Source organism: Pseudonocardia yuanmonensis (genome assembly GCF_039542425.1).
GTDB classification, from domain to species: domain Bacteria; phylum Actinomycetota; class Actinomycetes; order Mycobacteriales; family Pseudonocardiaceae; genus Pseudonocardia; species Pseudonocardia yuanmonensis.
Map to the genome: position 1 here is coordinate 133,422 of NZ_BAABIC010000017.1, position 8,665 is coordinate 142,086.

7 protein-coding genes and 1 rRNA gene are annotated in these 8,665 nt (G+C 71.6%); all 8 read left to right on the forward strand.

The genetic code is table 11. The features are described from left to right. The first annotated feature begins 7 nt into the window (after positions 1-7). Entirely contained in the window at positions 8-985 is a 978-nt protein-coding gene (iolC, locus tag ABD990_RS23730) for a 5-dehydro-2-deoxygluconokinase (protein WP_345382936.1), read from the forward strand. Then, positions 982-1,881 (forward strand): class I fructose-bisphosphate aldolase, encoded by a 900-nt coding sequence (locus tag ABD990_RS23735; protein WP_425569648.1) that lies wholly within the window; start codon positions 982-984, stop codon positions 1,879-1,881. Before iolC ends, ABD990_RS23735 begins: the two co-directional genes overlap by 4 nt. Beyond that, the gene (gene iolB / locus ABD990_RS23740; protein ID WP_345382937.1) at positions 1,878-2,738 is read left to right on the forward strand and encodes a 5-deoxy-glucuronate isomerase; all 861 of its coding nucleotides are present in this window, start codon (positions 1,878-1,880) and stop codon (positions 2,736-2,738) included. Before ABD990_RS23735 ends, iolB begins: the two co-directional genes overlap by 4 nt. After that, a complete protein-coding gene (gene iolD, locus ABD990_RS23745) occupies positions 2,739-4,646 on the forward strand; it encodes a 3D-(3,5/4)-trihydroxycyclohexane-1,2-dione acylhydrolase (decyclizing) (protein ID WP_345382938.1) in 1,908 nt (635 codons plus the stop codon). 8 nt (positions 4,647-4,654) lie between these two features. After that, a complete protein-coding gene (locus ABD990_RS23750; RefSeq protein ID WP_345382939.1) occupies positions 4,655-6,148 on the forward strand; it encodes a CoA-acylating methylmalonate-semialdehyde dehydrogenase in 1,494 nt (497 codons plus the stop codon). A gap of 216 nt (positions 6,149-6,364) precedes the next feature. Then, a complete protein-coding gene (locus tag ABD990_RS23755) occupies positions 6,365-6,829 on the forward strand; it encodes a MarR family winged helix-turn-helix transcriptional regulator (protein ID WP_345382940.1) in 465 nt (154 codons plus the stop codon). 212 nt (positions 6,830-7,041) lie between these two features. Continuing rightward, positions 7,042-7,500, forward strand: coding sequence for a hypothetical protein (locus ABD990_RS23760; protein ID WP_345382941.1), 459 nt, complete (start codon positions 7,042-7,044; stop codon positions 7,498-7,500). Between the two features lie 1,096 nt (positions 7,501-8,596). Then, a 16S ribosomal RNA gene (locus tag ABD990_RS23765) occupies positions 8,597-8,665 on the forward strand; the annotation flags it as partial.

Here is an 8,665-nt window from a genome sequence, read left to right on the forward strand (position 1 = left end):
GGACTCGATGAGCGAACCAGCAGAGGTGTTGACCTTCGGGCGCGCCGGGGTGGACATCTATCCCCTGCAGGTCGGGGTGGGCCTGGAGGACGTCGAGTCCTTCGGCAAGTTCCTGGGCGGCACCACCGCCAACGTCGCCGTCGCCGCCGCGCGGCTCGGCCGGCGGGCCGCCATCATCACCGGCGTCGGCGACGACCCGTTCGGCCGCTACGTCCGGCAGGAGCTGCGGCGGCTCGGGGTGAGCGACGAGCACGTCGTCACGAACCAGGAGTACCCGACGCCGGTCACGTTCTGCGAGATCTTCCCGCCGGACGACTTTCCGCTGTACTTCTACCGCAAGCCGAAGGCCCCGGACCTGCAGGTCAGGACGGCGGACGTCGACCTCGACGCCGTCCGGGGCACCCAGCTGCTCTGGCTCTCCGTCACCGGACTCTCCGAGGAGCCGAGCCGGACCACGCACCACGACGTGCTCGCCGCGCGCGACGGCCGTCCGACGGTGCTCGACCTGGACTACCGGCCGATGTTCTGGGAGACCCCCGCCGCGGCCACCGAGCAGATCCAGAAGATCCTCGGCCAGGTCACCGTGGCCGTCGGCAACCGCGAGGAGTGCGAGGTCGCGATCGGCGAGACCGACCCCGAGCGGGCCGCCGACGCGCTGCTCGACGCGGGTGTGGAGCTCGCCATCGTCAAGCAGGGCCCGAAGGGCGTGCTGGCGAAGAGCCGCACCGAGCGCGTCGTCTCCCCGCCGATCACGATCACGCCCTACAACGGCCTGGGCGCCGGCGACAGCTTCGGCGGTTCGCTGGCCCACGGCCTGCTCGCCGGCTGGCCGCTGGAGACGGTGCTCAGCCGGGCCAACGCCGCGGGCGCGATCGTCGCCTCCCGCCTGGAGTGCTCCACCGCCATGCCGACCGCCGAGGAGATCGACGTGCTCCTCGCCGGCGGTGACCCCAACGAGGCCCGCAACGAAAAGGTGACCGCGTGAGCTTCGCCCGGAACCACGACGAGATCCGGGAGATCCGGACCTTCGAGCCGCAGCGCATCACGACGCTGCTGAAGAACCGCCGGCGCCGCCCGTTCGTGCCCGTCGACGGCCGGCTCATGATCGTCGCCGCCGACCACCCGGCCCGCGGCGCGCTCGCCGCCCGCGGCCGGTCCGACGCCATGGCCAGCCGCCCCGAGCTGCTCGACCGCCTGGTCACCGCGCTCGGCCGGCCCGGCGTCGACGGCGTGCTCGCCACCGCCGACATCCTCGAGGACCTGCTGCTGCTGGGCGCCCTCGAGGGCAAGGTCGTCGTGTCCTCGATGAACCGCGGCGGGCTGGCCGGCTCGGTCTTCGAGATGGACGACCGGATGACCGGCTACGACGTCGCCGGTACCGCCGAGGCGGGCTTCGAGGCGATCAAGATGCTGACCCGGATCGACCTCGACGACCCGGCCACGGTGAACACCCTCGAGACCTGCGCGCAGGTCGTCACCGACGCCAACCGGGCCGGGATCGTCGCGATGGTCGAGCCCTTCCTGTCCCGGCGGGTCGACGGGCGGGTGGTCAACGACCTGTCCACCGAGGCCGTCGTGAAGTCGGTGCACATCGCCCAGGGCCTGGGTGCCTCCAGCGCCTACACCTGGATGAAGCTGCCCGTGGTCGACGGCATGGAGCGGGTCATGGAGGCCACGACCCTGCCGACGCTGTTGCTGGGCGGCGACCCGACCGGCGCGCCCGAGGAGACCTACGCCTCCTGGAAGGCCGCGCTGGAGCTGCCCTCGGTGCGGGGCCTCATCGTCGGCCGCGCGCTGCTCTACCCCGCCGACGACGACGTGGCCGCCGCCGTCGACACCGCCGTCTCCCTCGTCCGGCCCCAGGAGGTGGTCGCAGCATGAGCGAGCTGTACATCCCCGCCGGCACCGGTGCCGCCGACGGCTACGAGCTCGAGGTCACCCCGAAGTCGGCAGGCTGGGAGCACTCCAGCCTGCGGATCCTGAACCTGCCCGCGGGCGGCGAGCGCGTGGTCGAGACCGGCACCGAGGAGATGTTCGTGGTGCCGCTGTCCGGCTCCGCGACCGTCAGCCTCGGCGGCGAGACGCACACCCTCGAGGGGCGGGCCACCGTCTTCGAGGGCCCCACGGACGTCTCCTACCTGCCGATCCGCTCGACCGTCACGATCGCGTCGGAGGCCGGCGGCCGGTTCGCCCTGTGCGGCGCGCAGTGCGAGCAGGAGCTGCCCTTCCGGTACGGCCCGAAGGCCGAGGTGCCGGTGGAGCTGCGCGGCGCCGGCCAGGCCAGCCGCCAGGTGCGCAACTTCGGCACCGTCGGTTCCTTCGACGCAGGCTCGATCATCGCCTGCGAGGTGATCACCCCCGGCGGCAACTGGTCGAGCTACCCCGCGCACAAGCACGACGAGGCGGGCCCGCACGAGTCGCAGCTCGAGGAGATCTACTACTTCGAGATCGCGCCCGGCCCCGCCGGCCAGCCCGGCCTCGGCTTCCACCGCACCAGCAGCTCGCCGGGCCACGAGATCGACATCATGGTCGAGGTCCACGACCGCGACACGGTGCTGATCCCGTGGGGCTGGCACGGTCCGTGCGCCGCGGCGCCCGGGCACGACATGTACTACCTGAACGTGATGGCCGGCCCCGGCGAGGAGCGCGCCTGGCTCATCACGGACCACCCCGACCAGGCCTGGATCCGCGACACGTGGGCCGACCAGGCGATCGACTCCCGCCTCGGAGGTCAGTAAATGGGTGAGACGATCCGGCTCACCGTCGCGCAGGCGACCGTCCGGTTCCTCGCCGCGCAGTACAGCGAGCGCGACGGGGAGGAGCAGAAGCTCTTCGCCGGCTGCTTCGGCATCTTCGGCCACGGCAACGTCGCCGGCCTCGGCCAGGCACTCCTGCAGGCCGAGCTGCTGGACCCGGGCGCGCTGCCGTACGTGCTCGGCCGCAACGAGCAGGCCATGGTGCACAGCGCCGTCGCCTACGCGCGGATGAGGGACCGGCTGCAGACGTGGGCGGTCTCGTCGAGCGTCGGGCCGGGCGCCACCAACATGGTCACCGGCGCCGCGCTGGCCACGATCAACCGCATCCCGGTGCTGCTGCTGCCCGCGGACACCTTCGCCGACCGTTCGGCGTCGCCGCTGCTGCAGGAGCTCGAGCTGCCGAGCGCCGGCGACGTCACGGTCAACGACGCCTTCCGCCCGGTCTCCAAGTACTTCGACCGCGTCTGGCGGCCCGAGCAGCTGCCGGCGGCCCTGCTGTCCGCGATGCGGGTGCTGACCGACCCGGTCGAGACCGGCGCGGTGACCGTCTGCTTCCCGCAGGACGTCCAGGCCCAGGCCCACGACTGGCCGGTCGAGCTGTTCGCGAAGCGCGTGTGGCACGTGGCCCGGCCGCTGCCGGAGAAGGCGGCGCTGGCCCGGGCGGTGGAGATCATCCGCTCGGCCGAGCGGCCCCTGGTCGTCGCCGGCGGCGGCGTCCACTACTCCGGCGCGACGGCGGCGCTCGCCGCGTTCGCCGAGGCCACCGGCATCCCCGTCGGGCAGAGCCAGGCCGGCAAGGGCACGCTCGTGTACGACCACCCCCAGTGCCTGGGCGCGATCGGCTCCACGGGCACGACGGCGGCCAACGCGATCGCGAGGGACGCGGACGTCGTCATCGGCATCGGCACGCGGTACTCGGACTTCACCACCGCCAGCCGCACGGCGTTCCAAAACCCGGACGTGCGGTTCGTCAACGTCAACGTGGCCCCGATCGACGCCGTCAAGCACTCCGGGGCCTCGGTCCTCGCGGACGCGCGGGAGACCCTCGAGGCCCTGCTGCCGCTGCTCGACGGCTACTCGGTCGCCGACGGGTACAAGGAGCGCTACACCGCGCTCGACGCCGAGTGGACCGCCACCGTGAAGGCGGTCTACGAGCCCGAGGTCCCGGCGAACGGCGCGGGCGGCCTGCTGACCCAGAACGAGGTCATCGGGATGGTCAACGAGCTGTCCGACCCGCGGGACGTCGTGGTGTGCGCCGCCGGCTCGATGCCCGGTGACCTGCACAAGCTGTGGCAGACCCGGGACGCCAAGGGCTACCACGTCGAGTACGGCTACAGCTGCATGGGCTACGAGGTCGCCGGCGGCCTCGGCGTCCGGATGGCCTGCCCCGACCGGGACGTCTTCGTCATGGTCGGCGACGGGTCCTACCTGATGATGGCCACGGAGCTCGCCACGGCGGTGCAGGAGGGCATCAAGATCATCACCGTCTTGGTGCAGAACCACGGCTTCGCGTCCATCGGGTCGCTCTCGGAGTCCCTCGGCTCCCAGCGCTTCGGCACGAAGTACCGGTACCGCTCCGCGGAGACCGGCCGGCTCGACGGCGACGTCCTGCCGCTCGACCTGGCCGCCAACGCCGAGAGCTTCGGCATCCGCGTCATCCGCACGAAGACCCCGGAGGACTTCGCGGCGGCGATCGGCGAGGCCAAGGCCGCGTCGGACAGCACGGTGATCTACGTGGAGACCGATCCGCTGATCGGCGCTCCGGACTCGGAGTCCTGGTGGGACGTCCCGGTCAGCGCGGTGTCGGAGCTCGAGTCGACCCGGTCCGCGCGCACGGTCTACGACGAGCACAAGGCGACCCAGCAGTCGTTCCTGCGGCCCGGTTCCTGAGGAGAGAGATGACGAACACGCTGTACCACTGGGCCAACGGCCAGAAGGTCGATGGCAAGTCCGGCCGGTTCTCGGACGTGACGAACCCCGCCACCGGCGAGGTGACCGCGTCCCTGCCGCTGGCCTCGGAGGAGGAGGCCGCGGAGGTCATCGCGGCGGCGAAGGCGGCGTTCCCGGCCTGGCGGGACACCTCGCTGGCCAAGCGGACGCGGATCCTGTTCAAGTTCCGGGAGCTGCTCGACGAGCGGGCGTCGGAGCTGGCGGCGATCATCACCTCCGAGCACGGCAAGGTGTTGTCGGACGCCGCGGGTGAGGTGGCGCGTGGTCAGGAGGTCGTGGAGTTCGCCTGTGGCGCCCCGCACTTGTTGAAGGGCTCGGCGACGGAGAACGCCTCGACGGACGTCGACGTGGCCTCGATCCGCCAGCCGCTCGGTGTTGTCGGGATCATCAGCCCGTTCAACTTCCCGGCCATGGTGCCGATGTGGTTCTTCCCGGTCGCGATCGCCGCGGGCAACACCGTGGTGGTCAAGCCCTCGGAGAAGGTCCCGACCGCGGCGTTGTGGATGGCGGAGCTGTGGAAGGAGGCCGGGCTGCCCGACGGCGTGTTCAACGTCCTCAACGGCGACAAGACCGCGGTCGACGCCCTGCTGACCAGCCCGGACGTCAAGTCCATCTCCTTCGTGGGCTCGACCCCGATCGCCCGCTACGTCTACGAGACCGGCACCGCGCACGGCAAGCGGGTGCAGGCCCTGGGTGGGGCGAAGAACCACATGGTCGTGCTGCCCGACGCCGACCTGGACCTGGCCGCGGACCAGGCGATCAACGCCGGGTTCGGCTCGGCCGGCGAGCGGTGCATGGCGATCTCGGCGCTGGTCGCGGTGGGCGACATCGCCGACACCCTGGTCGGGAAGATCGCCGATCGGGCGAAGGCGCTGAGGACCGGGGACGGTCGGCGGGGCTGCGACATGGGTCCGCTGGTGACCTCGGCGGCGCAGGAGCGGGTGTCGGGCTACATCGACGCCGGGGAAGCCGCGGGCGCGACGCTCGTGGTCGACGGCCGGCAGGGGGAGTTCGACGCCGACGGTTCCGGGTTCTTCGTGGGCCCGACGCTGTTCGACAACGTCCGGACCGACATGTCGATCTACACCGACGAGATCTTCGGCCCGGTGCTGTCGGTGGTGCGGGTGGACACCTACGCCGACGCCGTGGAGCTGATCAACTCCAACCCGTACGGGAACGGGACGGCGATCTTCACCAACGACGGCGGGGCGGCGCGGCGGTTCCAGAACGAGGTCGAGGTCGGGATGATCGGCATCAACGTGCCGGTGCCGGTGCCGATGGCCTACTACTCCTTCGGGGGCTGGAAGAACTCGCTGTTCGGCGACACCCACGCGCACGGCGTCGAGGGCTTCCACTTCTTCACCCGGGGCAAGGTCGTGACCACCCGCTGGCTCGACCCGTCGCACGGCGGCATCAACCTGGGCTTCCCCCAGAACGCCTGATCCGCTCCCACATCCCGGCGCCGTCCGGGAACCGCAGGGGCTCCCCGCCGGGCCGGCCGATCCCCGGCCCGGCAGGTGACCCCCGCGACCACCGGCCCCCGCACCCGTTCCGCGGTGCGGGGGCCGGCGGTGTTCTCGGGCTGCTCCTCGTCGTCGGTCCGTGCTCCGGTGACGGCACGACCGGACGGCCCGGGATCGGCAGGCATGATGACGGCCGTGACGAGCCCCGCTCCGCCCCCAGCCGGTCCGCCGGCCGGGCCGGGTGCGGTCGCGGTGCTGCTCGCCACCCTCGGCCGCCGCATACGCGAGGAGATCGACACGGCGCTGCGGGCCGAGCAGCTGACGATGAGGCACCTGTCGGCACTCGGGCACCTGGCCCGACGACCGGGGCTCTCCTACAGCGAGCTCGGTCGCCGCGCGGGGGTGACCGCCCAGAGCATGCAGGCGACGCTGCGCCAGCTCGAGGAGCGCGGTGCGGTGGAGCGCCGGACCGAGCCGGGGCGGGGGCGGGTGGCCGAGCTGCACGTCACACCCGAGGGGCGGCGGCTGCTGACCCGGGCGGAGAAGGCGGTCGGCGAGGTCGAGCGGGTGATGCTCGCCTCGGTCCCGCGGCCCGAGCGCGCCCTCCTGGCCCGCACCCTCGTGGGGATGCTGGGGCGGCTGGGCGAGGACACCCCCTGACCGCGGGACGCACAGACTGCTAGTTTCAGGGTGGCTGAAACATGCGGCCGCCCGATCCGGTGGTGCGTCCGGTCGGTAGCCGGTGGCTGTTTCAGCCGGGCTGAAGGATGCACGACCCGTTCCGGGACGCGCGGGCGCCCAGTGATCGGTCACTGTTTCAGTCCACCTGTAACTCGCAGCCGGTCTTTCGGGGCCGGAGGAAGGAGACGGATGTGACGGCCGTCCTGCTCTCGGTCCACGTCCTCGCCGCGATCGTGGTCGTCGGACCGGTGACCATGGCCACGTCGATGTTCCCGCGGTACGCCCGTGCCGCCCTCGCCGGCGACGGATCGCCGACCCCGGTGGCGCTCCTCCATCGGGTCAGCCGGGTCTACGCGGTGCTCGCCGTCGCCGTCCCGTTCTTCGGTCTCGCCACCGCCGTGGCGATGGGCGTGCTCGGGGACGCGTGGCTGATCGCGTCCCTCGTCCTGACGGCGGCGGCCGCGGCGCTCCTGGGCCTGGGGATCCTTCCTGCACAGGCCACCGTCGTGGCCGCGCTGGCAGGAGAGCTCCGACCCGGGGTCGAGCGCACCGCCCGGATCCTGCCGATGACGTCCGGGGTCTTCGCGGTGCTCTGGGCGGTCGTGGTCGTCCTGATGATCGTCCGCCCGGGCTCGACGACGGGGGTCTGAGGCGACGCCCCGGAACTGTTCCGTCCGGGGTGGCGGGCCGTCGAATTCGACGTGAACGGAAAGAGCGTCTCCCACCGGCCGCCGCGGAATTGCTCGCCCCCGCGTTCGCGGCGCGTCCGGTGGGAGACGCTCATCCCGTCCAACGCGACAGACCGGGACGAGTTGCACGCCCGAACGGGTGGTCCGTCCGTCGCTGCCTGCGACGACGTGTCGACGGATCGCGTTTCTCCGAATTCGATCGAGCGGTGGCAGGTGTGGACTCCCGACTCTCGGGGTACTGATTGCGGTTCGATCACGGCCTGCGCCCGATATCCGCGGCCTCGCTCGGACCGGATGCTCCCTGAAGCAAATTGATCGAGATGCCCCGGGAGAGGTGGACCGGGTGCCGGCTGCGTACCCGGTGCGGACCGCTTCGCGCCCCCGCGCGCACGCGCGCGAAGCACCCGTGCCGCGCTGACGTCGCGGCCGGAACCGAGCGGGCCGGCGACCTCGTGGGGGACGGGTCCGTCCCCGGTCGTGCCCGACGGGAGCTGGAGCCCGCTTGACGGGCCGGCTCGGGCCGATCGACGGGAGGTTGCGCACCGTGAGCGACGGCCTCGAGCCGTTTCTGCAGGTCAGTGCGAGAATCGCCGGCCCTCCACCGCCCCGCGCCGGCGTTCGACGACGAAGTGTGACCGGCGTCATGAAGGACGGAATCTGCCGTCAACCCGGCCGTCGGCGCCGAGCGTACCTCGCTGACCTGCATCGACGGGTCGGTTTCGGGGTGCGGGACCCCGGTTTGACCCTCCCCGTCGGCGGGGCGTAACTTTCTCGTCGTCAGCGAGACGCCGGACAGAACGAGCCCTCGAGGTTCGGTCAACAGGCCCGCTGGCCGCCCCCCTGGGCCGGACCCCCTGGATCCTCGCGGATCCGTGTGGGTGTACGGTGGGGAAAGCCCCGGAAGTTCTCCGACAGGTGAGCCATGGTGTGCGGGTGTCTTTTGAGAACTCAACAGTGTGTCGAGCTAGATTATCGGGACTGGTGGTTTGTGCCAGTTCATTTTTGGGCTCATGTTCCTGACCCCGTCGGGAGTGGGCCCGCCAGTAGGAGCCAGTTTTTGTTGGAGAGTTTGATCCTGGCTCAGGACGAACGCTGGCGGCGTGCTTAACACATGCAAGTCGAGCGG